22 protein-coding genes and 1 pseudogene are annotated in these 26,971 nt (G+C 63.1%); 14 read left to right on the top strand and 9 right to left on the bottom strand.

The annotated features are described in order from the left end of the window. The first annotated feature begins 57 nt into the window (after positions 1-57). Positions 58-1,863 carry a PglL family O-oligosaccharyltransferase gene (locus B0B13_RS10285; RefSeq protein WP_076796189.1) on the top strand — a complete coding sequence of 602 codons (1,806 nt, stop codon included), beginning with the start codon at positions 58-60 and terminating at the stop codon, positions 1,861-1,863. A 63-nt stretch (positions 1,864-1,926) separates the two neighbouring features. Here the strand turns inward: B0B13_RS10285 and moaC are convergent, their stop codons facing one another. Continuing rightward, positions 1,927-2,406, bottom strand: a complete 480-nt coding sequence (moaC, locus tag B0B13_RS10280) for a cyclic pyranopterin monophosphate synthase MoaC (protein WP_076796186.1) — start codon at positions 2,404-2,406, stop codon at positions 1,927-1,929. Positions 2,407-2,673: 267 nt separating this feature from the next. Here moaC and B0B13_RS10275 point away from each other — a divergent pair, with 267 nt between their 5' ends. Beyond that, on the top strand, positions 2,674-4,410 hold the full coding sequence (locus B0B13_RS10275; protein ID WP_076796184.1) for a M48 family metalloprotease: 1,737 nt from the start codon (positions 2,674-2,676) through the stop codon (positions 4,408-4,410). Positions 4,411-4,445: 35 nt separating this feature from the next. Here the strand turns inward: B0B13_RS10275 and B0B13_RS10270 are convergent, their stop codons facing one another. The 6 genes from B0B13_RS10270 to B0B13_RS10245 form a co-directional block, all read right to left on the bottom strand. Beyond that, positions 4,446-5,060, bottom strand: coding sequence for a DUF2946 family protein (locus B0B13_RS10270; RefSeq protein ID WP_076796181.1), 615 nt, complete (start codon positions 5,058-5,060; stop codon positions 4,446-4,448). A 6-nt stretch (positions 5,061-5,066) separates the two neighbouring features. Beyond that, positions 5,067-6,080, bottom strand: coding sequence for a hydrolase (locus B0B13_RS10265; RefSeq protein ID WP_076786146.1), 1,014 nt, complete (start codon positions 6,078-6,080; stop codon positions 5,067-5,069). After that, positions 6,058-6,504 (bottom strand): nuclear transport factor 2 family protein, encoded by a 447-nt coding sequence (locus B0B13_RS10260; RefSeq protein WP_076786147.1) that lies wholly within the window; start codon positions 6,502-6,504, stop codon positions 6,058-6,060. Before B0B13_RS10260 ends, B0B13_RS10265 begins: the two co-directional genes overlap by 23 nt. A 74-nt stretch (positions 6,505-6,578) precedes the next feature. Beyond that, the gene (waaF, locus tag B0B13_RS10255) at positions 6,579-7,604 is read right to left on the bottom strand and encodes a lipopolysaccharide heptosyltransferase II (protein ID WP_076786148.1); all 1,026 of its coding nucleotides are present in this window, start codon (positions 7,602-7,604) and stop codon (positions 6,579-6,581) included. Positions 7,605-7,769: 165 nt separating this feature from the next. Then, positions 7,770-7,964 (bottom strand): zinc-finger domain-containing protein, encoded by a 195-nt coding sequence (locus B0B13_RS10250; protein ID WP_076786149.1) that lies wholly within the window; start codon positions 7,962-7,964, stop codon positions 7,770-7,772. Positions 7,965-7,995: 31 nt separating this feature from the next. Beyond that, positions 7,996-8,916 (bottom strand): branched-chain amino acid transaminase, encoded by a 921-nt coding sequence (locus B0B13_RS10245; RefSeq protein ID WP_076786150.1) that lies wholly within the window; start codon positions 8,914-8,916, stop codon positions 7,996-7,998. A 267-nt stretch (positions 8,917-9,183) separates the two neighbouring features. On the opposite strand from B0B13_RS10245, the pseudogene B0B13_RS10240 reads away from it, so the two are divergent. From B0B13_RS10240 to B0B13_RS10195, 10 genes and pseudogenes are all read left to right on the top strand, one after another. Beyond that, a pseudogene (locus B0B13_RS10240) lies at positions 9,184-9,750 on the top strand (AzlC family ABC transporter permease); the annotation flags it as partial. Positions 9,751-10,456: 706 nt separating this feature from the next. Continuing rightward, entirely contained in the window at positions 10,457-11,389 is a 933-nt protein-coding gene (locus tag B0B13_RS10235) for a glycosyltransferase family 2 protein (protein WP_076797267.1), read from the top strand. A 56-nt stretch (positions 11,390-11,445) separates the two neighbouring features. Next, positions 11,446-12,951, top strand: coding sequence for a glycosyltransferase family 39 protein (locus B0B13_RS10230; RefSeq protein ID WP_139337395.1), 1,506 nt, complete (start codon positions 11,446-11,448; stop codon positions 12,949-12,951). A gap of 220 nt (positions 12,952-13,171) precedes the next feature. Next, on the top strand, positions 13,172-14,386 hold the full coding sequence (locus tag B0B13_RS10225; RefSeq protein WP_076796175.1) for a phosphoglycerate kinase: 1,215 nt from the start codon (positions 13,172-13,174) through the stop codon (positions 14,384-14,386). Between the two features lie 163 nt (positions 14,387-14,549). Further along, entirely contained in the window at positions 14,550-15,986 is a 1,437-nt protein-coding gene (gene pyk, locus B0B13_RS10220) for a pyruvate kinase (RefSeq protein ID WP_076786153.1), read from the top strand. Positions 15,987-16,151: 165 nt separating this feature from the next. Next, positions 16,152-17,216: a class II fructose-bisphosphate aldolase gene (gene fba, locus B0B13_RS10215; protein ID WP_076786154.1), complete on the top strand. Its 1,065-nt coding sequence runs from the start codon at positions 16,152-16,154 to the stop codon at positions 17,214-17,216. 121 nt (positions 17,217-17,337) lie between these two features. Then, positions 17,338-18,234, top strand: coding sequence for a phosphoribosylaminoimidazolesuccinocarboxamide synthase (locus tag B0B13_RS10210; RefSeq protein WP_076786155.1), 897 nt, complete (start codon positions 17,338-17,340; stop codon positions 18,232-18,234). 12 nt (positions 18,235-18,246) lie between these two features. Beyond that, on the top strand, positions 18,247-18,819 hold the full coding sequence (purE, locus tag B0B13_RS10205) for a 5-(carboxyamino)imidazole ribonucleotide mutase (protein WP_076796172.1): 573 nt from the start codon (positions 18,247-18,249) through the stop codon (positions 18,817-18,819). 171 nt (positions 18,820-18,990) lie between these two features. Next, positions 18,991-20,166, top strand: coding sequence for a 5-(carboxyamino)imidazole ribonucleotide synthase (locus B0B13_RS10200; RefSeq protein WP_076796169.1), 1,176 nt, complete (start codon positions 18,991-18,993; stop codon positions 20,164-20,166). 74 nt (positions 20,167-20,240) lie between these two features. Beyond that, positions 20,241-21,284 (top strand): L-threonylcarbamoyladenylate synthase, encoded by a 1,044-nt coding sequence (locus B0B13_RS10195; protein ID WP_076797266.1) that lies wholly within the window; start codon positions 20,241-20,243, stop codon positions 21,282-21,284. A 75-nt stretch (positions 21,285-21,359) separates the two neighbouring features. Here B0B13_RS10195 and B0B13_RS10190 read toward each other — a convergent pair whose 3' ends face one another. Together B0B13_RS10190 and dacB are read right to left on the bottom strand one after the other, a co-directional pair. Next, the gene (locus tag B0B13_RS10190; protein ID WP_076797265.1) at positions 21,360-22,451 is read right to left on the bottom strand and encodes an SGNH/GDSL hydrolase family protein; all 1,092 of its coding nucleotides are present in this window, start codon (positions 22,449-22,451) and stop codon (positions 21,360-21,362) included. A 423-nt stretch (positions 22,452-22,874) separates the two neighbouring features. Beyond that, entirely contained in the window at positions 22,875-24,482 is a 1,608-nt protein-coding gene (gene dacB / locus B0B13_RS10185; protein ID WP_170872461.1) for a D-alanyl-D-alanine carboxypeptidase/D-alanyl-D-alanine endopeptidase, read from the bottom strand. Between the two features lie 386 nt (positions 24,483-24,868). Here dacB and B0B13_RS10180 point away from each other — a divergent pair, with 386 nt between their 5' ends. Then, positions 24,869-25,528, top strand: a complete 660-nt coding sequence (locus B0B13_RS10180; RefSeq protein ID WP_076796167.1) for a response regulator — start codon at positions 24,869-24,871, stop codon at positions 25,526-25,528. A 9-nt stretch (positions 25,529-25,537) separates the two neighbouring features. Next, positions 25,538-26,893: an ATP-binding protein gene (locus tag B0B13_RS10175; protein ID WP_076796164.1), complete on the top strand. Its 1,356-nt coding sequence runs from the start codon at positions 25,538-25,540 to the stop codon at positions 26,891-26,893. Positions 26,894-26,971 lie beyond the last annotated feature (78 nt).

Raw genomic sequence — 26,971 nt, 5'->3', positions numbered from 1 at the left:
GCCACAGCGGTGCGGAATTTTTGTATAGTGCGCCGGTTTCCCCGAGTCCGATCCGCCATGCCCGTATCGTTGCCGCAATTGCTGACGTTTGTCTTTCTTATCCTGGCCTGGATCCTGCCGTACGCGGTCACGTTACATACGTATCCGATTCCGACCTTCTACGCCGAGTACTTGGCGCTTGCGTTGTACTTGCTGGTCGGGGGATCGGTCTTCGCATGGGTGTTTGTGTCCGGCGAGCGCGCGGCGGTCGGTGCGCCGCGGGTGGCGCTCGTGCCGCTGCTGTTCGGCGCGTTGTTATTCGCGCAGCCGTTCATCATCGATACCGTTCAGCCATCGATGAATCTGCTCGGTGGCGGGTTTCTGCTCGCCGCGTTGATGACGACGCAGACGGGGTACTGGGTCAGTCGCCTGGGTTCGATGCAACGCGCGTTCAATGTGATGGCGTACGCGCTGCTGGCAGGTGGCGTATTCGCGGTGTTTTGTCAATTCGTCCAATTGTTTCATTTGGAAAACCGCGTGGCGCCCTTCGTGGTCAGCTACAACGTGCAGATAGGGCGGCGGCCGTTCGGCAACATGGCGCAGGCGAACCATTTGGCCACGTACATCGCGTTTGCGCTGGCCGCGGCGCTGTATCTGGTTCAGCAGCGACGGTTACGTTACCCAGTATGGATCATGTTGTCGGTGGTCTATACCGCCGGTCAGGCATTGACGGTCTCGCGTGGCCCTTGGTTGCAGACCGGCGTCATCGTGCTGGCGGGAGTATGGATGGCGTTCGAGGCGCATCGCAATCGCGTAACGTCCTATGGCGGACGCCACGACACCCGGCGTTCGCTGCGCGACTGGGCGACGCCGGTGTTGCTGCTGGTCATTTTCGTCGCCGTCAATATCGCGACGCGCTGGGCCAATGTGTCTTTCGGCTTGAATCTGGGTCAGTCCGCTGCCGAACGGTTTCAGGATGCCGGCCAGATTGCGCCGCGGTTGGCGCTCTGGAAATACGGGCTCGCGATGTTCGAGATGCACCCATGGTTCGGCGTCGGCTGGGGCGAATTTCCACGCATTCAATACGAACTCGTCAACAAGCTCGGTAACGTCGAGATTGCGAACAATTCCCATAACATCGTGATCGACCTGCTGGCCAAGACCGGTGTACTCGGACTGACGATCGTCGTGGTGGGACTGCTGCTGTGGTTCGTACGCGTTCTGCGTGGTGGTGAGCGGGTCGAACGGGTATTCGGCGTGGCGTTGATCGGCATCCTGTTGATGCACGCGCTGGTCGAGTATCCACAGCAGTACATGTTCTTCCTACTGCCGGCGTGGTTCGTGATTGGCTTGCTGGAGACCGCACCGCTGCGGGCGGCGCCCGCCGCCGCTCGGGGAGGGCAGGGCGCGCTGGTACTTGCCGGCCTCGTCGCGTTGTACCCAATCCAGCGCGACTATGCGCGCTCCGAAGTGCTGTACTACGGTTCTAACCCCTATGAGCAATACCGGGCCGATCCGGCGGTGCTGTTTTCCGCATGGGGCGAATATGGTTTCGCGACATTGTTGCCATTGGATAAGACCGATCTCGACAAGAAGCTGGCGATGCACCGCCAGGCGATGGCCCTATTGCCTGGAGAAACCGTGGTGCGGCGGTACGCGGTGCTGCAGGCGATCGCTGGCGATACCGATGGCGCGTTGCAGACCATGCGTCGGCTGAAAGTATTTGCGGACATGTTGAAGGATTGGCCGATGCAGCTTGCTGCGGTGTATCGCGCGTGTGACGATGCCGGCAGTGTGCTTGCGCCATTCAAGCAGACGCTTGTCGCCCGCTATGGGATCGTGCCGGTGGCGCCGCCGGAGGACGACGAAGACGGTGGGGAATGATCGGCTTCGCCGGTTTTGATCTAGCGCGGGACCCGTGGGTAACCCCCGTGGTTCCGGCCGTACCTATTCCCCCGCTACCCAATCCCCGGACTTGCCGCCGTGTTTCTCGAGCAGCTTTACATCGGTAATCGTCATGCCGCGATCCACGGCCTTGCACATGTCGTAGACGGTCAGCAGGCCGATCTGCACCGCCGTGAGCGCTTCCATTTCGACGCCGGTGCGGCCGATCGTCTCGACGCGGACGGTGCAGTGCACGGCCGCTGGCGTTTCGTCTAGGGTGAAATCGACGCTCACGCGGGTCAGCGCGAGCGGGTGGCACAGGGGAATCAAGTCGGATGTGCGCTTGGCGCCTTGGATCGCCGCGATACGCGCGACGCCCAGCACATCGCCCTTGGCGGCGCGGCCCTCGCGGATGAGCGCCAGTGTTTCGGCGCGCATCGCGATCGTGCCACGCGCAATCGCGACACGGCGGGTTGCATCTTTGTCGCCGACGTTGACCATCTGCGCCTGGCCGGATGCATCGAAATGGGTAAGTTCTGACATGATAGTGATGGCACGATATCGTTGCCGGAAGCGGCGTTGTGCAGCTTGCGGGGGCTTGCCGGTCCGCGGGAGGCTGGCCCGGTCCGCGGCGCATCAGCGTGCAATAGCGATTCACCGAGGCCCGCAGCCATCCCGGTATCATAGCAGTGGCACGCGTGGGCGCGTACGAGCACTGCGGCGCCCACGCCTACGTGTACTCACGGTGGTGCGGTGGCTGAACGGGTGCTGCCGTTGCACAGTCGTGTGCCGGGATGTCCTGACCGAGTCATGCAAATCAAACGTCTTATTGCGTTGTCCGTCATCGTTGCGCTGGTTTGGCCGCGGCTGCCAAGCGCCCAGCTATCCGGCGCGCCCGACACCGTGCAGGCCGGCGTGCGGGTGTCTACCGGCACGCCGGCGATTCCGGTGGTCAGCGCAACGGGCCGGGATGTTAGGCAATATGATCCGCGCTATTCCGATTCGCTGAGCGATGTCTTCGGCGTGTATCGCGGCAATGCGAGCAGCATCGAGCGTCCGGGTACGTCGAGGTTCACCGATGCGTCCCATGGACCGGACGGGCACTCGCTGCCCAGCCTTGGCGACGGCTCAGGCGGCTCGTTGTCGCCGCAGGCGGAGCGCAAGCTTGGCGAGCGGGTGATGCGTGCGGTGCGGCATGATCCCGATTACCTGGACGACTGGCTGGTGCGGGACTATTTGAACTCGGTCGCCTCACGTCTCGCGGCCGCGGCCCGCGAGCGCTACATCGGTGGCTACGTGCCGGATTTCGACCTGTTCTCAGTGCGCGACATGCAGATCAATGCGTTCTCGATGCCGGGCGGCTTCATCGGGATGAATACGGGCTTGATCGTCGCGACACGCACCGAATCGGAGCTGGCGTCGGTAGTCGGCCACGAGATGGGTCACGTGCTGCAACGGCATATCGCGCGGATGATCACGGTCAGCGAGCGCAACAGCTATGCGGCGATCGCCGGCATGCTGTTTGGCTTGCTTGCTGGCGCGTTGGCTCACAGCGCGGATCTGGGTTCGGCGGTGGCGATCGGGGGACAGGCGTTCGCCATCGACAATCAGTTGCGGTTTTCACGCACCGCCGAGCGCGAGGCGGATCGCGTCGGCTTTATGATGCTGAAAGGCGCGGGCTTTGATCCGTATGGAATGCCATCATTCTTCGAGCGCATGGAGCGGGGTACGGTCGCGAATGTTGGCGTGCCGCCCTATGCGCGAACGCACCCCCTGACCGGGGAGCGGATCGCCGATATGGCAGACCGGGCCCGCAATGCAGCGTATCGCCAGCCGCGGCAGTCGCCAGAGTACGTATTCGTGCGGGCACGCGTGCGGGTGTTGCAGAACAAGTCGGCAAGCGACCTTGCGGTTATCGAGCAGCGCTTGCGGGCGGAGATCGATGACCAGACCGCGCCGAGTGTGGCGGCGAACTGGTATGGCATTGCGCTGGCGCAAATGCTGCAAGCGCACTATGCGGCCGCGCAGGCTTCGTTGCGGCGCGCGCGGGCGGCATTCGGCGCATTGCAGTCGGCGCAGCCGGATGGCATGCCGTCCACGGTCAGCCTGGATGTGCTGGGCTCGGAAATCGCCCGCCGCGCCGGACGGCTGGACGATGCGTTGCGCGACGCCCAACTGGCGCGGCGCCGCAATCCGGCTTCGCACGCGGCGATCGACGCGTATTTGCAGGCGATGATCGCCGCGCGCCGGTACGCCGATGCGCAGGCGCTGGCACGGGCGCAGGCAGCCGCGGAGCCGCAGCGCAGTGAATGGTGGCGCTATCTGGCGCAAGCGAGTGCCGCACTGGGTGACACGGTCCAGCAGCGCCGCGCGCAAGCAGAGACGTTGGCGCTCGACGGCGCGTGGCCATCGGCGATCCGCCAGCTCAGGCAGGCGCGCGATACGCGCGGTGCGTCATACTACGACATGTCGGCGATCGCCGCGCGGCTGCGGGAATTCGAGGAGCGCTATCGGGAAGAGCGGGACGACGACAAGCATCGCGGATAGCGGGTCCACGGGGGCCGTCGTGCCGCACGCTCACGCTACGGAGTTGGCATGCGCGCTGCCGCGACGGCGGCGGGGCTAGGCTCGAAATGAAAGCGCACCGGCACATCAACGCGGTCAATGGGCTGGATCCGCAACGGCTCATGCGGACGCCAGACGAACGTATGCGGCTGCTCGTCGTCATCGAAATCGATGTGCTCGGAGAAGAGCGCTAGGTCGTAATCGTGCAATACCGCGACCCGGGCAGGCGCGCCATCATCGACGAACAATACGCCGCCGGCATCGTCGAGGTAGCACGCGCAAGGCACGAACGGTGCCCCGGTATGGTCGCACAGCGTCAGGACGTCACCGTGCAATGCTTCAGACAAATCCTCGTGCTTGGACATCCTGACAACGTACGGCGTGTACGCCAGTTCGACGTAGACTCGCTGCGGCCCGTTCTGGAAGTACCACTGGCCGTCTTTGTCGCCTTGGTAGTTGCGATTGATAAAGCCGAGCAGCGCCGGGTGCCGGATCGGCGTGCCCAGCTCGCCGCCCGACTGTGCTGCCTCATCGCGCATGCGCCAGTTGCCGCGTCTGTCCAGCAGCAGCCAGCCGGTGCAGTGTGAGACGTTGGGCCATTTGGCCAGTGCTTTCTTGACGATGTCATCCATCGCGAGTCACCGAGCGTAGGGTTGGAAGTAGCTCAGCACGCGCCGTGCCAGCCACTCGATGCGTCCTGGGAACGGCCCCGTCATGAAACCGACATGGCCGCCGTATTCGGGTTGCGCCAGTTCGACGGCCGCCGACACGTCGCGCGCTGCCGGTAGCGCATGCGCGGGCAGGAATGGGTCGTTGCGCGCGTTGAGCAGCAGCGTTGGCACTGTGATTTCGCACAGCAGCGGCTTAGACGCCGAGCGCTTCCAGTAGTCGTCCACGTCCCCAAAGCCGTGCAGCGGGGCGGTGACGATATCGTCGAACGCCCGGAAGTCGCGCGCCTGCAGCGCGGCGGTGACGTCGAACAAGCCAGGGTATTGTTGCGCCTTGATGACGGCCTTGCGCTTGAGCGTGCGTAGGAAATTACGCGTGTACAGGAGGTTGAAGCCGCTGGACAGCGCAACGCCGCCTACGCTCGGGTCCAGCGGCGCACTGATGGCCGCCGCAGCATCGACCAGTCTGCCAGCGTCCTCACGCCGTTCGCCGAGCCAGCGCAGCAGCACGTTGCCGCCCAGCGACACGCCGGCAACGAGCAGCGGGCCCGCGTGCGCGTCGTGCAGGCGGTGCAGAATCCAGTCCATTTCGGCGCTGTCGCCCAGATGGTAGAAACGCGGCGCCAGATTGATCGGGCCGCTGCAACTGCGGAAATGCGGGACCACGCCGCGCCAGCCCTGCAGTGCGACGGCCGTCATCAATGTGCGTGCGTAATGGCTGTCAGAACTGCCCTCCAGGCCGTGGAACAGCACGACGAGCGGCGCATCTGACGCCTGCCCGGCGGTATCAAGCCAATCCAACTCGATGAAATCGCCATCTGGTGTGGTCCATCGCTCGCGCCGGTAGGCGACTCGTGGCGCGCGTGCGAGCAGCGCCGGCACGATCGTTTGGATATGAGCATTGGGTAGCCAGCGGGGCGGCCGGTAGATCAAATCGATGTGGGCCGCGCCTGACGAGCGTTCAGTGTAGCGAACCCTGTCCATGGCGCATCTTCGCGGCGAACTGGCCGGCAGCCTTGTCCGGCATCGGGCTCGCGTGGATATGGGCGATCCGCCATTCGCCGCGCTCATGCACGAGCACGTAGGTCGAGAACACCATCGTCGCGGGCTCGGTCTGGTCGACCGGACGGTGTGCCTCAGCGATTGCGTAGACCACAGTGCTCAGGCTGTCGTGTATGCGGATGTCGACCGGCTCGATCGTCACGCGTGCCGCTTCGAACTGCTTCGCCAGCCCACCGCGGATTTCGCCAAGGCCGTGCATGTGCGTGCCGTCCGCGCAGATGCAGCTGGCGAATTCCTCGTCAATCCACAGGCTCATCGCATGATCCAGGTTCGCGTCGGCAATAGCTTGGTAGTACGCGTTGAGCGCGTCGGCGGCGGCGTCGAAAAGGCGGGCGAAACGTGGCATGGCGCGTCGATGATAGGTTCGGTTCTGGCGGGGCGCTCGTTTTGCGCGGCAAGCGTGGCGCGCCCCGACACAGCTCAGCGGTTGGCGATCAGCATCCCGCGCAGGTCGCCGAACACCTGTTCGGCAGACAGCTCGCGCAGGCACTTCAGGTGACCGAGCGGGCACTCGCGCGCGAAGCACGGGCTGCACTCGAGATGCAGCCATTGTACCTTCGCAAGCTCGGACAGGGGGGGGGTATGTCGCGGGTCGGTCGATCCGTAGAGCGCGACGAGCGGTCGGCGCAATGCCGCGGCCACATGCATCAAGCCGGAATCGTTGGTCACCACCGCGCTCGCGCGCGTGATCAGTGCACAGGCTTCGCCAAGCGACGTTTGGCCGCACAGGTTGCGCACGTTCGGGGCGCGTTCCGCGATGGCCTGAGCGACCGCGCTGTCCTTGGGCGAGCCCAGTGCGACGATCTGCGTGTACGGAAATGACTGGCCGATCATCCGAGCCAGCGCCGCGAAGTGCTCCGGCGGCCAGCGCTTGGCCGGCCCGTATTCGGCGCCGGGACAGAACGCGATCAGTGGCACCCGCGTGTCGAGATTAAACCGGTGTGACACGCGCACCGGCTCGTTCAAGTCAATTTCCAGCCGCGGCGGCGGCAAGTCGGCCGGCAGCTTGGCGCCCGGCGCGTAGGCGAGCGCCGCGTAATGCGGCACCATCGGCGCTCGCTCGCCCTTCGGCGGATTCGGATGCCGCACGTTCAGCAGCATATAGCGGCTCTCGCCGGTATAGCCGATGCGCAGCGGGATGCCGGCAAGCCATGGAATCAGTGCCGATTTCAGCGAGTTCGGTAACACGTAGGCTGCGTCATAGCCGGCTTCACGCAGATCGCTGGCCAATTGCCACCGCTGCCATAGCTGCAGCTTGCCGTGTTCAAGATCAGTCGAATGGATCTCGCGGATCTCCGGCATTCGCGCGAGCACCGGCGCCACCCACGCGGGCGCGACGGCATCGAGGACGATCCGCGGGTGCAGCCGCTTGATTAGCGCGAACAATGGCTGAGCCATCAACGCGTCGCCAATCCAATTGGGCGCGATTATGAGCGCACGGCGCATCAGGTCAGAAATTCCAGTCAAAAAGCGCTTCGGCCGGCTCTCGCCTGGGGCGCCGGAAGCGGGTCGATTACGGGGGAGGCAGCACGGAGACGCTGCGCGCGAAAGCTGTCGCACCGTGGTGTGACAGCTTTCACGACCAGCCTGCGCCGGTGCGTGGCGCTGGACTCAATGGCCCTTGAGCACCTCGCCGTCGCGCAGCTTGTAGCGCGTGCCGCAGTAAGGGCACCGGGCCTCGCCGTGCGTGACGTCGATGAAGATACGCGGATGCGCGCTCCAGCGAGGCATCGCCGGGTTTGGGCAATAGGCGGGGACGTCCTTCGCGCTGAGTTCAATCAGCGGCATTTCCTTCAGTTCGCTCATAGGGTCGATCTTGGGTTTCAAAGAGGCAGGTTCAGATCTGGGTCAGCCAGTGCGCGTACTGTTTGTTTTTCCCCGACACGATATCGAAGAATGCAGATTGGAGCTTTTCGGTGACCGGGCCGCGGCGGCCGGCGCCGATCGGGCGGTTATCCAGTTCGCGGATTGGCGTGACTTCGGCCGCGGTTCCGGTGAAGAACGCCTCGTCTGCGGTATACACCTCGTCCCGCGTGATGCGCTTCTCAATGACTTCGATGCCGAAGTCTTTCGCCAGCGTGATGATCGTGTCGCGCGTGATGCCGTCTAGGCACGACGACAGGTCCGGCGTATACAGCTTGCCATTGTTGACGAGGAAGAAGTTCTCGCCGGAGCCCTCGGACACGTAGCCGTCCACATCCAGCAGCAGCGCCTCGTCGTAGCCGTCGGCGATCGCCTCCTGGTTGGCGAGGATCGAGTTCACGTACCAGCCCGACGCCTTGGCGCGCACCATCGACACGTTGACGTGGTGGCGCGTGAACGACGAGGTCTTCACGCGAATGCCGTTGGACAGCCCTTCGTCGCCGAGGTAGGCGCCCCACGGCCATGCTGCGATTGCGACATGGATCGTGTTGCCTGTCGCCGACACGCCGAGCTTCTCGGAGCCGACCCAGATGATCGGGCGCAGGTAACACGACTGGAGTTTGTTTTCCCGCACGACGTCGCGCTGTGCGGCGATAATCGTTTCCTGGTCGAACGGCACGTCCATCTGGAAGATCTTTGCCGAGTTGAACAGGCGCCTCGTATGCTCCTTCAACCGGAAGATCGCGGTGCCCTCGCAGGTCTGGTACGCGCGCACCCCTTCGAATACGCCCATTCCGTAGTGCAGCGTGTGCGTCAGCACATGGATCTTCGCGTCGCGCCAGTCGATCAGCTTGCCGTCCATCCAGATCTTGCCATCGCGGTCGGCCATTGACATAGGGATTCTCCTCGCGGTGTCTGTCATTGGCCGCCCGCACGGAACGTGCAACGGCTCAGCCAAAGGACGTTATTTTAGCGCCAATTCGAACCCCGACGCGCATACGGCGTACAGCTTGCAGCGGCCCGCCGTCATTTCTCGCGGCGGGCCGCGCGCGGCACACGCCGGCGTTTCGGGATCCGTCAGTTGATCGTCAATTCCTCTTTGCGGTACGCCTTATTCATCGCAAGCGAGGCTGAATACAGCGCAAAATTGACCGTTGCCGCCATGTTCCAGCGTTTGTCCGATGTCGATCGCCGCGCCTTTGTCGATGGCGTGCGCACCTATGCGCTGACCTTTACCGCGATGTTCTCCTGGGGGCTAGTGACCGGCATCGCGATGAGCAAGTCGGTGCTGACCGTGCCGCAAGCCCTCGGGATGTCGCTGTTTGTGTATGCCGGTTCCTCGCAACTGGCCGTGTTGCCGCTGCTCGCCGCGTAGCTGCCGATGTGGACCGTGCTGCTGACCGCGGCGATGGTCAATACGTGGTTTATCGTGTTTAGTGCCGGCTTGGCGCCCATTTTCGTACCTGTCAAGGCCGCGCCGTCTGCTGGTGGGCTATTTCAACGGCGACGTGATTTACCTGCTGTTTCAGGCACGCGGATTCAAGCCAAGCTATGAACTCGGGAAAGAGCCGTTTTTCTGGGGCATGGCGGCATCGAGCTGGGTCCAGTGGCAGACATCGTCGATCGTCGGCATCCTGCCCGCACGCCTTTTCCCAGGCGATTGGGGATTGAGCCTCTGGTCGGCACGCTGGCGCTGGTGCCGATCATGGTGTCGGCGATTGTTGTCAAAATCCGCCAGTAACTGATTTGTTCGGCAAAATGTCGTGTAGAGCTGGTAAGCGGATGTTGTTGCTGGAGTGTCGTGTACCTTATGCGATAATATTTTAATCGACTGGGGCGACATGCATCATACGGTTCGCAGCCCCTTACACTAAACGATTGGTTGTTCGACTAGTTGAGCGTGCGGTAAAGCGACCATGTGATGCTGGGCGGCCAGTGCATCGACTTTGATGGCAAGGCTTGCGCGCCGGTAAGCGGGTGTGGCTAACAGTCCGGGGGAGCGGACAGTCCATATTTGTAACCCTGGCATAAAAGGTTATAGGGAAGCTACCTGTTGGTCAGGTAACATGCTCCCGATCGTTGGGTGACACACTATTTTTTTAAGTGTCGGTTTTTTAAGTGTCGGCTATAGTTGCTTGACAATCTAATGAGCGCGGGAATGTGCGTCGTTTTGCCGGTTAATCCTCGTGTCCGGTGCATGTTGTTAGGCTTTTTTGAATAATAGGCTTGGAGAGTACGTATTGCAACGGTTTACCGCTCCCATCGATGAAACTTCGTGGCAGTGTGACACTGCTGGTGACAGGCAGCATGGTGGCAACCCGTCGCTAAACGGCTTGCCCGCGGCAGTGCAGTGTGTCTGTCCACATTGTTGCCATGTTCGACATGGCTTGGCGCCGGCGGGCAGCGTAGAAGAGGATGCCGAATCTCAGGCGGCTATGAAGTACCCTTTGGTTTCGCTCGTTGTGCCGTTTTACAACGAAGAGCTGGTGGTCGAACCGTTCTTTCGCGCCGTCTTGCCGGTGCTGCGCAGCCTGCCCAAAGCGCACTATGAAGTTATTTGTGTCAACGATGGTAGTATCGATTCTACACAGCAGAAACTGTTGACTGCGCGCGCGAGCGATCAGCACATTTGTATCGTTGAATTGTCGCGCAATTTTGGCAAGGAGGCGGCTTTAACAGCCGGTATCCATGAGGCTCGAGGCGCGGCGGTCATCCCGTTTGACGCGGATCTGCAAGATCCGCCGGAGGTTATTCACCAGTTGGTGGCGCGATGGCGGGAGGGTTTCGATGTGGTATTGGCCAGACGTGTGAAGCGGCACACAGATACCTATGCCAAACGAGGGGCCGCCAAGCTTTTTTATCGACTACATAATGCAATCTCCGACACAGCAATTCCCGAAAATACGGGTGACTTCAGGTTGATGTCCCGCAATGTAGTGGAAGCGCTGAAGCGATTGCCTGAAAACCGGCGGTTTATGAAGGGATTGTTTGCATGGGTTGGGTTCCGCACGAGTGTGGTTGACTATGTTCGTCACTCAAGGGCGGGCGGCAAATCAAAGTTTTCTGCCTGGAAGTTGTGGAATTTGGCTCTCGAAGGACTGACCAGTTTTGGAACGTTACCGCTGCGGATGTGGACGTATATTGGTGGCACTGTTGCAGGGCTGGCCCTTTTTTATGCCACGTATTTAATTATGCGCACGCTGTTGCGGGGAGTCGATGTGCCGGGCTATGCATCGATCATTACTGTCGTGCTTTTTCTGGGTGGGATTCAATTGATAGGGATTGGTATGATAGGCGAGTACGTGGGACGCATATATATGGAAGCCAAAAGAAGGCCTGCGTATATTGTCCGGAAAATCTATCGTTAAGCGTGCATGGTTCATCGCAGTAAAAATTTATTCTGAAACTCAATTTCAAATTAGCTTTGTTCTACAAAACTGGTATTGATATGAAAAAGAAGGGCGGCGTGGATTGCGATTTGCGCATGCTCTGGTTGTTACCGATACACGCGGCTGTATGGACATTCGCCGCATGGCTGTCATGGGGTAACCTTGACAGGCAGGGTGACATGGTCGAGAACTACGTGTGGGGCATAGAATGGCAAGCCGGCTATTCAAAGCATCCCCCATTGTTTGCATGGATTACTGCAGCGTGGTTTCGCGTTTTCCCTCATACTGATATTGCGTACTTCTCTCTGTCGTCGCTTAACGTAATGGTGGGCTTGCTTGGTATCGTGGCTCTTGCCAAGCGCTTCTTGCCAGCGCGGCTCGCTGTCTTGGCAGGATTGGCAATGGCGGTCTCCCCACTGTACTCAAATCTTGCGATCAAGTTCAATGCTAATGCAGTTTTATTGTCGCTTTGGCCATGGACTGCATATTTCTTTGTCTGCTTTATGCAAAATCGCCGCGTGGGCTGCGCGATTGCGCTTGGTGTACTTTCCGGTGTATCGATGCTGGGTAAGTACTTTTCAGCGGTATTGCTCATAGCGTTATGCATTGCCGCATTTGTGTATCCGGCTTGGCGCGCCACTTTGTTGAGTTGGCGCTCGTGGCTGGTAGCAGGCACTGCAGCAGTCGTCGTGCTACCTCATCTTCACTGGCTCGTGGTCAATGATTTTCCAACACTCCATTACGCGCAAAACCGTGCGGGCGGAACGCTGGGAGATGCTATCGCGCGTTTTTGTACCTACACGGCTGCGCAATTAGGCTATCTTTTACCAAGTTTCTGCTTTGTTATTTTATTGGCCGGGGCACGCTGGCGGCAGGCGGCTCTCGCGATGGCGCGCAGTTGTGTCACGCCTTCCAGGCATGCTGGCCTTTGGTGGCTAGTCGCAGGCCCGCTTATTGTTGTGGGGGCGATAGCAGTGGTGGCGAAAACGCAGATGGCCTCCGTATGGGGCATGGCTCAGTGGTTCGCTATCGTTCCGTTTTGGCTGATGGTACTTCGTCGTGACGGATTCGAGATAACGCTGGAGCGCGTACCGCGGGTGATGTTGACCTACTGGCTGATCGTACTGACGATAGCGCCTATTGTCGGATGGCTGGCTGCGAAGCGCAATACAGAAGGGGGGAGCGAGCCGCGGGCTGAGCTTGCGGTTGCTGCAAGCGATCTTTGGCGCCAGCGGATGGGTGGGGATGTCCCGATAGTAGGCGGGGCAGTCCATGAAGCGCAATCGATTGCATTTTATGGTCGTGGACGCACACGTTTTTGGGACTTCCGTCACCCCCATGACACACCGTGGGTAAGCGCCACTGATGTGGCGCGTCAGGGCGCCCTTCTCGTTTGCCGGGACGGCGACCGTGATTGCATCGCTGCCGCAAGCTCGATTAGCGCAGTGTTGCCAACATTATGCGAGGTGCAAAAGCGGGCTTGGGGTATGACACTACCGGCGCGCAGATACCAGCTCTTTTTAATGCCGCCCCGCCTATAAAGACGCATCGACATTGTTTGGTGGGTTGAGCGCATCGCCTTCATGCCCGCAAGCACTACGTTGTGCGCAGTGTAAGCGCAATACACTTGGTCGCTGTGGCATTGCGTCACCATGCGATGCGTTAAAATGGACCATCGCGTGCAAATGCGTCATCTGAGCGGCAGGCAGCGGCCATCGCGCTGCGGCTTTACCCTTTCCTCAACTCCGTCAAGCCAACCTCATGACTCAAGTTCTGCGTTTGACCGACCTCATCGCGGACGGAAAGCTCCGCGGCCAGCGTGTGTTCATCCGTGCCGACCTGAACGTGCCACAAGACGATGCCGGCCACATTACCGAGGATACCCGCATTCGCGCGTCGGTCCCGGCGATCCGCCAGGCGCTCGATGCCGGTGCGGCGGTGATGGTGACATCGCACCTGGGCCGGCCCATCGAAGGGCAGTTCAAGTCGGAAGACTCTCTCGCACCCGTGGCCAAGCGCCTGGGCGAGTTGCTCGGCCGCGACGTGCCGCTGGTGGCTAACTGGGTTGAGCGTGGTGTGAGCGTGGCGCCCGGCAATGTCGTGCTGCTCGAGAATTGCCGCGTCAACCCGGGTGAGAAGAAGAATTCGGACGAGCTTGCGCAAAAGATGGCCGCGCTGTGCGACGTCTATGTCAATGACGCGTTTGGCACCGCACACCGTGCGGAGGCGACCACGCACGGGATCGCGAAGTACGCGAAAATAGCGTGTGCCGGTCCGCTGCTCGCGGCGGAACTCGATGCGCTGGGCAAAGCGCTCGGCAACCCGAAACGTCCGCTCGTGGCGATCGTGGCGGGTTCAAAGGTGTCGACGAAGCTGACAATCCTAAAGTCGCTTGCCGAGAAGGTCGACCAACTGATCGTGGGTGGCGGCATCGCGAACACGTTCATGCTGGCCGCCGGGCTGCCAATCGGCAAATCGCTGGCCGAAGTGGATTTAGTCGGTGAGGGCAAAGCGATCATCGACGCGGCGAACACGCGCGGGGCGTCGGTGCCGATTCCGACCGACGTGGTGACTGCGAAGGCGTTCGCGTCGGATGCCCACGCGCAGACCAAGGCGGCAAGCGAGGTGGCCGACGACGACATGATCCTGGATATCGGTCCGCAGACCGCGGCAGCGCTGGCCGTGCAACTGGAAAAGGCCGGCACAATCGTGTGGAACGGGCCCGTCGGCGTGTTCGAGTTCGATCAGTTTGGCAACGGCACGAAGACGCTCGCACAGGCCATTGCGAAGTCGGAGGCGTTCTCCATCGCCGGCGGCGGCGATACGCTCGCGGCGATTGCGAAGTACGGTATTCATGACAAGGTCAGTTATATCTCGACCGGTGGAGGGGCCTTTCTCGAGTTCCTCGAGGGCAAGACGCTGCCTGCGGTCGAGGTGCTGCAAAGCCGTGCGCAAACCGGTAACGCCGGCGCATAAACGGCCAACGGCGCGCGACCTTGTGCAACGCACCGCCGACACCGCAGCATAGCGGCGCGGCTGTCCTGGCTTGGCCGGCCGCGCGCAGCGGCGTTGCGCCGGTGTCGCATTCGCTCCGGGCAATCGCCTCCGCAGCAGCGCTTTAACCCAGTCGAGGAGACTCATGCATCGCGCTACCAAGATTGTCGCCACCATTGGACCCGCGTCCAGCTCGCCAGATATCCTGTCGCGGATGATCGCGGCGGGGCTGGATGTTGTGCGGCTGAATTTCTCGCATGGCACCGCCGATGATCATCGTCAGCGTGCCGAGTTCGTGCGGGAGGCTGCGCGACAGGCGGGCCGTGAAGTGGCGATCATGGCGGACCTGCAAGGCCCGAAAATCCGCGTCGGCAAGTTCGAGAACGGCCGTGTGACGCTCGCTGCTGGCGCGCCGTTCGTGCTGGATGCCGCGTGCGAACTGGGCAACGACGAGCGCGTCGGCCTGGACTATAAGGACCTGCCGCGCGATTTGAAGGCCGGCGATGTCCTACTGCTTAACGATGGCCTGATCGTGTTGAGCGTGCAGCGGGTGGTTGGCGAGGAGATCCACACGACCGTGAAGGTCGGCGGTGAATTATCGAACAATAAGGGGATCAACCGGCAGGGCGGTGGTCTGTCCGCTCCCGCACTGACGGCAAAGGACATGGAGGATATACGTACGGCCATGGCGCTCGGCGCAGATCTGGTCGCCGTGTCGTTTCCCAAAAACGCGACGGACATGGAGATGGCGCGGCAGCTCGCGAACATCGCCGGCGCACCGTACGGCTACAAGCCGAAGATGATCGCCAAAATCGAGCGTGCCGAGGCGATCCCGGCATTGCAGGAGATCCTCGATGCATCGGACGGCATCATGGTGGCGCGCGGCGATTTGGCGGTGGAGGTCGGTAACGCGGCGGTGCCGGCGCTGCAAAAGCGCATGATCCGGATGGCGCGGGAGGCGAACAAGACCGTGATTACCGCCACGCAAATGATGGAGTCGATGATCCAGAACCCGGTGCCGACGCGGGCAGAAGTCTCGGACGTAGCCAACGCGGTGCTGGATGGCACCGATGCAGTGATGTTGTCCGCGGAGACTGCGGCTGGCCGGTATCCGGTCGAGACCATCGAGACGATGGCGGCCATCTGCGTGGAGGCGGAAAAGTCCGAGCACGTCGAGCTGGACAAGGATTTCCTGGATCGTACGTTCACCCGCATCGACCAATCGATTGCGATGGGAGCGCTGTTCACCGCGTTCCACCTTGGCGCCAAGGCAATTATTGCGCTGACCGAGTCGGGCGCGACCGCGTTATGGATGAGCCGGCATTGGCTGCATGTGCCGATCTATGCATTGACGCCGCGCGTGGCCAGCGAGCGGATGATGGCGTTGTATCGCAATGTGGTGCCGCTGCACCTGGAATCGAGCCTGGACCGCGATACGGCGCTACAGCAGGCGCTCGAGTTGCTAGTGAGGAACGGTTACGCAGTGCGCGGCGACATTGTTGTGTTGACCGTGGGCGAGCCAATGGGGCAGGCGGGCGGTACCAATACGCTGAAGATCGTCAAGGTGGGCGACATTGTCTGAGGTTTTCACCGCTGGGCGCGTTCCAGTCAACGTACAATAATGGTCAATGACCGACGCGACAGCGCCCGATTTGAGGCAGCGCGCGGCGCACGGCACAACACGGATGCGCGCGGCTCACGGTAGCGCGGCCAATGCCGGGAAGAATTCTCATTGAAGGAGTGAAACATGCCTCTCGTATCGATGCGTCAACTGTTGGATCACGCGGCTGAAAACGGCTACGGATTGCCGGCGTTCAACGTCAACAACCTCGAGCAGGTGCAGGCGATCATGGCGGCTGCGGACGAGGCAAATGCGCCGGTGATCATGCAGGCGTCGGCGGGGGCGCGCAAATATGCGGGTGAAGCGTTCCTGCGCCATCTGATCGAGGCGGCGGTCGAGTCCTATCCGCATCTGCCGATCGTGATGCACCAGGACCACGGGCAATCGCCGGCGGTTTGCATGGCGGCGATCCGCAGTGGCTTTACCAGTGTAATGATGGACGGCTCGCTGCAGGCTGACGGCAAGACGGTTGCCAGTTATGAGTACAACGTCGAGGTGTCGCGACAAGTGGTCGAGTTTTCGCACGCGATCGGCGTGACGGTCGAGGCCGAGCTCGGCGTGCTCGGTTCGCTCGAGACGATGAAGGGCGACAAGGAGGACGGCCACGGTGCGGAAGGGACGATGACGCGCGAGCAACTGCTCACCGACGTCGAGCAGGCGGCCGACTTTGTGCGCGCGACGCAGTGCGATGCGCTGGCCATTGCGATCGGTACGTCCCATGGTGCTTACAAGTTTACGAAGAAGCCGACCGGCGACATTCTGGCCATCGATCGGATTAAGGAAATCCATGCGCGGATCCCGAACACGCACCTGGTGATGCACGGCTCGTCGTCGGTGCCGCAGGAGCTGCTGGCGGAGATCCGCGAGTTCGGCGGCGACATGAAGGAAACGTATGGCGTGCCGGTCGAGGAAATCCAGGAAGGCATCAAGCACGGTGTGCGTAAGATCAATATCGATACGGACCTGCGGCTGGCGATCACTGGTGCGATCCGCCGCTATTTCGTCGAGAACCCGAGCAAATTCGACCCGCGCGACTATCTGAAGCCGGCGCGCGAAGCGGCTAAGAAGGTGTGCCTGGCACGCTATCGGCAGTTCGGTTGCGAAGGGCAGGCCAGCAAGATCAAGCCGTTGCCGCTGGACAAGATCGCCGAGCAATACAAGTCGGGCGCGCTCAAGCAAGTGGTGCGCTGATTCGTCGCTAGCTGGGCCGGCGCGTGTTGCCGGTCCCGCGGCGCCATGCTGCGCTCGGTTTACAATACACGCCGTTCCCGCATTGCCGTGGAACGGCTTTTCCACTTTCTGGGACCCGACGATGCCCTCTGTGCTCTATGAATCCACGCTGAAGTCGCTGCCGCTACTGGGACGCGGCAAGGTTCGCGACAATTACGCGGTTGGCGACGACAAGTTGCTGATCGTGACGACCGACCGCCTGTCGGCGTTCGACGTGATCATGGGCGAGCCGATTCCGGACAAGGGGCGCGTGCTGAACCAAATGGCCAATTTCTGGTTCGACAAGCTTGCGCACGTGGTGCCAAACCACTTGACCGGCGTGGCGCCGGAAAGTGTCGTCGCGCCCGACGAGGTGCCGCAGGTCGCCGGTCGCGCGGTCGTGGTGCGGCGCCTGAAGCCGATCCTGGTGGAGGCGGTGGTGCGCGGCTACCTCACTGGCAGTGGCTGGAAGGACTATCAGGCCAGCGGCTCGGTGTGCGGCGTCGCGCTGCCGGCGGGCCTGCAGAACGCGCAACGGCTGCCGGAGCCGATCTTCACGCCGGCGGCAAAAGCGGACATCGGTCATCACGACGAGAACATCACGTTTGCTGACGTCGCGCAGCGTATTGGCGCCGAGCTGGCCGCGCGCATTCGCGACATCAGCATCTCGCTGTACAAGGCGGCCGCGGACTACGCGGCCACGCGCGGGATCATCATCGCGGACACCAAGTTCGAGTTTGGGCTCGATGACGACGGCAAGCTGTACCTGATGGACGAGGTGTTGACCGCCGACTCGTCACGATTCTGGCCTGCAGACCAATACCGGGTCGGCACCAACCCGCCGTCGTTCGACAAGCAGTTCGTGCGCGACTGGCTGGAGGCGCAGCCGTGGAACAAGGCGCCGCCGGCGCCGAAGCTGCCGCACGAGGTGATCGACAAAACCGCGGCGAAATACCGCGAAGCTCTCGAGCGGCTCACGGGCCAGCCACTGCATCGATAACGGAAGCGCGCAATGAATGAAGTTCAGCAGCAAGCACAGCAGCCAGCACAGCCCGGCGGTGCGCACAGCCACCCGAGCCCGTTGGTTGGCGTGGTGATGGGATCGTCGTCGGACTGGGACACGATGCAGCACGCCGTGGCGATCCTGCGCGAGTTCGGCGTGCCCTACGAGGCACGCGTCGTGTCCGCGCACCGGATGCCCGATGAGATGTTCGATTATGCGCAAGCAGCGCGTTCGCGTGGGTTGCGCGCGATCATTGCGGGTGCGGGCGGCGCCGCACACCTGCCCGGCATGCTCGCGGCCAAGACGACGGTGCCGGTGCTCGGCGTGCCGGTGGCTAGCAAGTACCTGCGGGGCGTGGACTCGTTGCACTCGATCGTGCAGATGCCCAAAGGCGTGCCGGTCGCGACGTTTGCGATCGGTGAGGCCGGCGCGGCCAATGCCGCGTTGTTCGTCGTTGCGTTGCTCGCGAGCGCGGACAGTGTCGGCGCGCCGGTCGACGCGGACGGCTTCGCGTCCAAACTCGCAATGTTCCGCGTGCGTCAGAACGATGCCGCGCGGGCGATGGTGCTGCCGGCGGATTGACGCGTCGCATGGGCCGATGCGCTGGCATGGCGGCCTTCGGCATTGAATTGTGTGTCTCAGAGGCTCTGCCGCCGACCTTATTATTCTGACAAGATGACAGATGTTCGCTTACCCGTAGGCACGGGTTCATCCTCGACAGCGTGTGCCGGCTCGCCCACATTCGGCGCGCCGATGTATCCACGCGCGCCAATCATGCCGGGCGCATGGCTGGGCATAGTCGGCGGCGGCCAACTCGGCCGGATGTTCTGTTTTGCCGCGCAGGCGATGGGCTACCGTGTCGCCGTGTTGGATCCGCAGATCACCTGTCCAGCGGGCGGTGTTGCTGATCGCCATCTTTGCGCCGCGTATGACGATCGCGAGGCGCTCGCTGAAATGGCGCGGCTGTGCGCGGCGGTGTCGACCGAGTTCGAGAATGTGCCAGCCGCCAGCCTAGACTGGCTGGCACGCACCACCTGCGTGAGTCCGTCCGCGCAGTGCGTCGCCATCGCGCAGGATCGTATCGCCGAAAAGCGCTGGATCGAGCAGGCCGGCGTATTGGTCGCGCCACACGTGGTGATCGAGTCGTCGGCCGCGCTGCAGGCCCTGTCCGACGAGGCCCTGGCGGCGGTGCTGCCGGGCATCCTGAAGACCGCGCGGCTCGGCTACGATGGCAAGGGGCAAATGAGCGTGTGCAACCCGGACGAGGTGCGCGCCGCGCATGCAGCGCTGGGTGGCGTCGCGTGCGTACTCGAGCAACGGTTGCCGCTCGCGTACGAGATCTCGGCCATCGTTGCGCGCGGCGCGGACCGCACGACGGTGGTGTTTCCAGTCGCGCAGAATATCCATGTTAACGGCATTCTGTCGCAGACGATTTCGCCGGCGCCGGTTGCGGATGCGGCGCTCATTGAGCGGGCGCAGGCTGCGGCGCTGTCGATTGCTGCACAACTAGACTATGTCGGCGTGCTGTGCGTGGAGTTCTTCGTGTTGAAGGACGGCTCGCTGGTGGCCAACGAAATGGCGCCTCGGCCGCACAATTCCGGCCACTATACGATCGACGCGTGCGTGTCGAACCAGTTCGAGCAGCAGGTACGCGCAATGACTGGCATGCCGCTGGGCTGCACGCGCCAGCATTCGCCCGCGGTCATGCTAAATTTGCTTGGTGATGTGTGGTTTGCCGACAAGACGCCGCGCGTGCCGCCATGGCACGAGGTTGCCGCGATACCGGGTGCGCACCTGCACCTGTACGCGAAGGAGGAAGCCCGCGTCGGGCGCAAGATGGGCCATCTGACGCTGACTGCGCTGACGCTGGATGAAGCTCGGGCGGCCGCGCGCGACTGCGCGCGCCTTTTGCATATCCGACTCGAATGAATGGTATCCGGCAACGCAACGACGGGCGTGGCGCGCCAACGCCGACGTCTGCTGACAGTGATGCGCCAACGCCGATGTTTGCCGACAGCGACGTGCCGACGCACGGGTGGCCGGCACTGGCCTTGATCGATGCCGCCGCACGCCGCTTGGCCGCTGGCGAACTAGTTGCGTTCCCGACCGAGACAGTGTACGGGTTAGGCGCGGATGCCCGCAATCCACAGGCCGTGGCGCGCATCTACGCAGCTAAGGGGCGGCCCGCGACTCATCCCGTCATTGTCCATTTGGCACCAGGTGACGATCCCGGTGGCTGGGTCCGCACGCTGGGTTCGGAGGCGCGGCGCCTGATCGATGCATTTTGGCCCGGGCCATTAACGTTAATCCTGAAGCGGGCCGACGCGATCCCGGATGCGGTGAGCGGCGGGCAGGACTCGATCGGGCTGCGATGTCCGTCGCACCCGGTGGCGCAGGCGTTGTTGCGCGCGTTCTCCGACTTGCAGCACGGCCACGGCGGTGTGGCGGCGCCGTCCGCGAACAAATTCGGCCATGTGAGCCCGACGACCGCGCAGCATGTACGCGACGAGTTTGGCGACAGCGTGCACGTACTGGACGGTGGCGCATGCGATGTCGGCATCGAGTCGACGATCATCGACCTGTCGCGTGGCTTTCCGGCGCTGCTGCGCCCTGGGCGGATCACGCCGCAACAGATCGCCGACGTGCTGGGCGCGCCGCCGCGGCTGCCCGACGGCAGCGATGCCACGGTGCCGCGCGCCTCGGGCACGTTGAAAGCTCACTATGCGCCGCGTACGCCGCTCGCGTTGCTGCCGCTCGAAGCAATCCTGTGCGAGGTCGCCGCCCATGCGCCGCATGAACGACTGGCGGTCATCGCGCGCGCTGGCCTGCCACAGGCCGAGGCATTGCGTGCGCGGCCCAACTTGCAGTTCGTCGCCGCGCCCGACGATCCGCACGTGTATGCGCGCGAACTGTACCGGATGCTGCGCGAACTGGATGGCGCGAACGTGCTGCGTATTTTCATCGAGCCATTGCCGGCCACCGCGGAATGGGCAGCGGTCAATGACCGGCTGCAGCGCGCGGCGGCGGCGTTCGAAGCTGGCGTCTGACACGAACAGAGCGGGCGTGGCCCGGTCGGGCGCCCCATCGCTGTCGATGCGTGGCTTGTGCGCGTTACCGGGCAATCACTTGCCGATGCCGTGCGCCGCGATCTGCTGCTGCGCGAATTGCGCGAACAACTGATGGGTGCGGGTCGTCGGGTGGATCTGGTCGGCGAACATATAGGTCTGGTCTGCGTTCTGCTCGGTGTAGCTGTCCGGCGCGCACAGCAGCGACGTGCCGTACGAGGCCGGGTTGGGCACGCCGGCCTGTTGCGCCGACGCGACCATTTGGGCCAAATTGCATGCGGTGCCGTTGGCGCCGACCTTGAATCCATTGGCTCGGTAATTGGCCGCTAGGTTGGTGATCCACGAGAATACGTCGAGCTGGATCACCTTCTGACCGATGCCGCCTTGCGTGAGCGCCGCCTTTAGCGCGGTGTTGAAGCCGGCCGACAGTTGCGTGAGCCCGGTGCCGCCATCGGCGCTGGACACACCGAGCGGCGTCACGCCGATGTTGGGTAGATTCGCGACGACCACCTTGGTTGCGCCGGCCTGCAGGATCTGGCCGACTACCTGGGCGAGCGTGAGGGCCGCCGTCGTGATGTTCTGTATCGCCGTGGCCTGCGTGATCTGGCCGGCCGCCAGCGCTTGCGCGTTGCCCAGCACATCGTTGGCCCCGGCCTCGACGAGCACTAACTGTTTGCTGTTGAAGCTGCCGTGCGCCTGCAAGTAGGCGCTGACCTGCCAAGTGACGGGCTCGGCCGTCATGCTGGCGCTGGTGGTCGAACCACTGGTATTGACCGTGGCCGCACCTTGCGCGTAATCCAAGCCGCCCGCCGCGGTCAGCGGCACGCCGAAGCCTGCGTTGAACGCCGGCGTGAGCGTATCGCCGTAGTATTGCGCGACGTTCTGCGCCCACACCTGCCCAGGATTTGTCGTGAAGCGGCCGCCGCCCAATGCGAGCGGGCCGGCAGCGCTCGTGCTGGTCACCGCATAGGTGCCGGCATCGGACAGGCTGTCGCCGAACGTGACCACTTGCAGCCGGATGTCTCCCGCCGGAGTCTGCGTCGATGGGTCGCCGCTGGTGCCGGCGCCGCACGCGGCGAGCAGCGCGAATACGGTACAGGCGATCGCTGTGCGCACGAAGCGCTGCAACGTGTTTTTCTGATTCTTCATTGAGTCTCCTCGTACGGTTGGTTGTGCTACCAGGCCGGATAGGCCGTAAGCGGCTGCACGCCGCGCGCTTGCCAAGCCGACCTCGCGGCGGATCATGTCGATACGGATAACGAAACGTTACCTGGGCGCTGGCAGTAGCCCAATGGCGTCGAATCGCATCCGCGTCCTCCGATATTCGTCTCGAGCGGCATGGCACCGCTCGTGCATTGTCATTGCTGTGCCGGGCGTGGGCGCACCGGCGCTACGTCCCGCTGGAGCCGTCTGAGCGGTCACAGTGAGAACGGATCAAGAGTACACCGACTCTAATCGCCGCTTACGTCTGTCGGCTAGAGGCTTTATTCAATGCGACACGTCCAACCTCGCATGCCGTCATGCCGTTAGGGTTTTTCTGGATGTTTGAAACACGGCATCGGCCGGCGGGCGTTACCGGGCGTGTTGGTATACCCATTCGAGCAGGGCATCATGTGCCTGCCGCGCGGCGGCGGCGCGTGGATCGTTGATAAAGCTCACCACCACGTAGCTTTCGCCGTTCGCGGCGGCGACATAGCCGGCAATCGCGCGCACGTCGCGCAATGTGCCAGTCTTGATCCGTGCATTGCCGCCCACCGGCGCTCCGGTGAGCCGGTGACGCATCGTGCCGTCGACGCCGGCAATGGGCAGCGACGCGACAAAGGCCTGCGCGACAGGGCTGGCGTTGGCCGCCACCAGCAGCTTAGCCATCGAGGCTGCGCTGACGTACTCGTTGCGCGACAAGCCGGAGCCATTGTCCAGTTGCAACTCGGGCATCGCCAGCCCACTCTTGGCCAGAAAATCGCGGATGACTTGTGCGCTGCGCGCGGGCGTGGACGGCACCGGCGGGGCGAGCGTGACGGGGATGTGCGATGCAATCGGGCGCGCGCCGACTGCGCCGATCGACAGGAATAGGTTGCGCGTCATCGTGTTGTTCGACAACTTATTGATGTCGTTCACGATCGTCGATAGTTCAACCCCGCGATGGGTCGCCACTAGCTGCGCGTTGGACGGCGTTGCACCTTCACGCACTTTGCCGGTGAAGGTGCCTCCGGTTTGCTTCCACAGCGCTAGGAAACCACCGGCAAAAAAGCTCGAGTGATCCAGTGCGGCCATGTTGACGGTACGTGCGCCGCAGCGCGTCGGATAGTCGCCGCTGAACACCGCTTGCACGATGCCTTGCGGCGTCGGCGTGATAGCCGGGGTCACACTTTGCAGCACGCCAGTGCACGCGCCGCGCGTCTTGCGCAACTGGTTGACGATTTTCAGTTGCGCGAGCGCAGGCGTCACGTCGATGGCCACGTCACCGTTCGGCGACGGGTTCAGCTTAAACGACAGCGACTTGAACGCATACAGCAGTGGATCCGGGCCGACGTTGTACGGCGAGTCGGTGTTGTTGTCGAACGCGGGCAGGTTATGTGTGGATGCGTCAAACCATCGCTTGTCCAAGACCAGATCGCCGTCCAGCGTGGTGATGCCTTGTTTGTGGATCTTGTCCACCAGGTCGATCAACTCCTCCGGCACGAGCTTTGGATCGCCAGTGCCTTGAATGTACAGGTTGCCGTGCAGTATGCCGGAGGCGTCGATGCTGCCGTCTCGGTATGCGCTCGTGCGCCACCGGTAATTCGGGCCGAGGATCGACAGGCCGGCGTAGGTGGTCACCAGTTTCATCGTCGATGCGGGCAGCATACGCTTGCTCGCATTCCACGCGAGTAAAGGCTGCCTGTCGTTCACGCGCTGCACGACGACGCTGACCGACGATAGCGGCACCCGCGCACGCGCGAGCCCGGCCATCACCGGCGCGGGCAGCGGGCCGGACGGTACGTTGGCTGTGCGGCCAGCGGTCTTGCTTTTGCTGCGCTTCGTGCGGGCCTTGGCGCACGATGCGTTGGCCGCCGCATTGCGACTTGCCTTGCGAGTTACCTTGCTCTTAGCCCGCCATCCCTTGGTTTGGGGCTTCGCGTCGGCGAAGGCCGGCGTGGGCACGCTTGGCAGTGCAATCCATGCTGCACACGCGAGCATCGCAGCCAGCCACTGGCGGCGTGATCGCTGCGTCGCATCACCCATTTGTCGCGGGAGGGTCGTGACGCGCGCAGCGCCCTGGTGGACATCGCCGTTACGGCTGCGCAATCGGACAACGGACAGGATAGAGCGGGCGAAGCCCGGGCGGGTGAAGCGGCCAAAGAAAGCGAACGGATACGGAAGCATAGAGAAGCGCGAGCGATAGAAACGCGCTGACGCCGACATGGCGGCCGGTTGCGCGCGAAGCGCTCATTGTAGTGACAATGGGACAGGTCGACGGCGCTACGATCAAAATTCGACACGGGACAGCAATGCGCCGGACCGGTGTGGCGACAAGGATAGAATGTGCGTATGACTCAATTGTGGATGGACGAACGGTCGGCACCATGCGTGTTTTACTCGTCGAAGATGACCCGATGATCGCTGAAGGTGTGCGCAAGGCGCTGCGTGCGGACGGCTGGGCAGTGGATTGGGTCCAGGACGGCGCAGTGGCGATCCTGGCCGCTGACGGCGAGCCGTACGACCTGATGCTGCTCGACCTCGGATTACCTCAGCGCGATGGACTGGATGTGCTCAAGACGGTTCGCGCTAAAAAACATGCGCTGCCAGTGCTGATCGTGACCGCCCGTGACGCGGTAGCCGATCGCGTCAAGGGGCTCGACGCGGGCGCGGACGACTATCTGGTCAAGCCGTTCGATCTGGACGAGCTTGGCGCCCGCATGCGGGCCCTGGTGCGCCGCCAGGCCGGTCGGACCGAGACAGTGATCCGGCACCGCGGCTTGACGTTGGATCCGGCCGCGCGCGAGGTCACACTCGATGGCGTGCCTGTTGCGTTGTCCGCGCGCGAGTACGGGTTGCTCGAGGCGCTGCTGGCGCGGCCTGGCGCGGTGCTCTCCAAGAGCCAGCTTGAGGAAAAAATCTATGGCTGGGGCGAGGAGATTGGCAGCAATACGGTCGAAGTCTATATCCATTCGCTGCGCAAGAAGCTTGGCGCGGAACTGATCCGCACCGTGCGCGGGCTGGGCTACATGATGCCGAAGGCGTGACGCGGGCTGATGAATTCGATTCGCCGACAACTGCTGTTCTCGCTAATTACGGTGCTGCTGGCGGGCTTTGGCCTGGCAGGCTGGCTCACCTTTCGGCAGGCCCGGGCCGAAGCCAATGAATTGTTTGACTTCCAATTGCAGCAAACTGCCGCGGCGTTGCCATCGGAGCCGTTCAGCTCCGCGTTCGGTGCGGGCGATCCGGAAAGCGGCGGTGTCGTGATCCAGATCTGGAGCCGCGAGGGCGTGCAGCTGTACTACTCGCACCCGCGCGCGCCCCTCGCGCCGCATGCCAGGCTGGGCTTTTCGACCGAACACACGTCGGGTGGCGACTGGCGGGTCTACAGCGCGGTGGTGGGCGACAATGTCGTGCAACTCGCTCAACCGATGAGCGTGCGCAGCCGGCTGGCGGCGGAAGTGGCGCTGCGCACGCTGTGGCCTTCGCTGATGCTGTTGCCGCTGCTGGGCGTGGCCGTCTGGCTGGTCATCGGCCGCGGGCTGAAGCCATTGCGCCGCGTGGCGCTTGCGTTGGACACGCGGCAGCCGGACGCGCTCGACCCGCTGCCGGACCAGCGGCTGCCCAACGAGGTGCAGCCGCTGGTGCGCGCGCTCAACGGATTGCTCGAGCGGCTGGCGCATGCGCTGGATACGCAGCGCGCGTTTGTCGCCGATGCCGCACACGAGTTGCGCACGCCGCTGGCCGCGTTGCAGATCCAGGTGCAGCTGCTGGAGCGCGCGCGGGACGACGCGGCGCGGCGGGAGGCGACAGCGGACCTGAGGCATGGGGTCGAGCGCGCGACGCGGCTGGTCGAGCAATTACTGGCGCTCGCGCGTGCCGAGCCCGCCGCGGACTGCGCCAGCGCAGGGGCACCCGTGTCGTTGCGTGCGGTGGTCGAGGACAGCGTGCGCGCGTACACGACGCTCGCCGCGCAACGCGGCGTGGATCTGGGCATGGACGCCGCCGCGGACGCGACCGTATCCGGCGACGCCGATGCGTTGCGCATGATGATCAGCAACCTAGTTGACAACGCGGTCAAGTACACGCCGCGGGGCGGGCGCGTCGACGTGTCGATCGATGTCGACGGCGCTGGCCGGCCGCGCGTGCAGATCGTCGATACCGGGCCCGGCATTCCGGCATCGGAGCGTGCGCGCGTGTTCGATCGATTCTATCGGATGCCGGCACGTGATGAGTCGCTTGCACAGATCTGCGGCAGCGGGTTGGGCCTGGCCATCGTGCATGGTGTCGCGCAGCAGCACGGTGCGTTATTGCAGTTGGACGACGGTCCGGGCGGACGCGGATTGCGCGTTAGCGTCACCTTTGCGCGGCACTCGGGCGGCGCGCGCGAAGCTACCTCGGCTCCGATGTGACGAGACATAAAAAGCGTTGATGTAACCAACGTTTACCGGCTGCTTTGTGTTTCGCCGGAACCGTATGCCGTTGATCGG

The organism is Burkholderia sp. b14, from assembly GCF_900156195.1.
Lineage (GTDB): Bacteria > Pseudomonadota > Gammaproteobacteria > Burkholderiales > Burkholderiaceae > Mycetohabitans.
This window is presented reverse-complemented; position numbering and strand designations above follow the sequence as displayed.